The sequence below is a fragment of the Brevundimonas sp. genome (assembly GCF_036659295.1).
Taxonomy (GTDB): domain Bacteria; phylum Pseudomonadota; class Alphaproteobacteria; order Caulobacterales; family Caulobacteraceae; genus Brevundimonas.
Map to the genome: position 1 here is coordinate 1 of NZ_JAVXCU010000177.1, position 576 is coordinate 576.

Below are 576 nucleotides of genomic sequence, written 5' to 3' on the forward strand. Positions count from 1 at the left end.
CGCCATGGCGGTGGAAAAGGTCGCCCGCGATCTGGCCGAGGCCATTCCCAACGCCGAGCGGCTGGAGGTCTATGGCCCTGCCGATGCGCCCCTGGCCCTGGTGCGCGGGCGGCGGCGCAAGCGGCTGCTGGTCCGGGCCGATCGCGACGTGAACCTGCAGGCCTTCCTGCGCGCCTGGCTGGGCCGGGTGAAGGTGCCGGCGTCCGTGCGGCTGACGGTGGACGTGGACCCCTACAGTTTCCTCTGAGCGAAGGGCGCTATCGCTCGCGACGCGGTCGCTCGCTGCTTGAGCGCAGAACCGCTCCATAGCCGCCGTCATCCTCGGGCTTGACCCGAGGATGACGGCGTATGGGGCTGGCGGGGCTAGTTCAGGCGCATCCGCACCCGGTCCATGCTGGCGCGATGGGCGTCGGCAGGGCCGTCCACGGCGCGGGCGCGCGACAGGGCATCCAGAGCGCCGGTTAACGCCCCCTGCTTCTCGCGGGCGGCGGCGACGTCCAGCCAGGGCCGGTGATCCTCGGGGTCCAGCAGGGCGCGCCGCAAGGCCGAGCGCTCGGCGCCCTCATAGTCCTCGAT

At 72.4% G+C, this 576-nt stretch carries 2 pseudogenes; one reads left to right on the forward strand and one right to left on the reverse strand.

The features are described 5' to 3' along the window. A pseudogene (locus RSB01_RS14220) lies at positions 1–247 on the forward strand (primosomal protein N'); the annotation flags it as partial. Positions 248–363: 116 nt separating this feature from the next. Here RSB01_RS14220 and RSB01_RS14225 read toward each other — a convergent pair. Further along, a pseudogene (locus tag RSB01_RS14225) lies at positions 364–576 on the reverse strand (hypothetical protein); the annotation flags it as partial.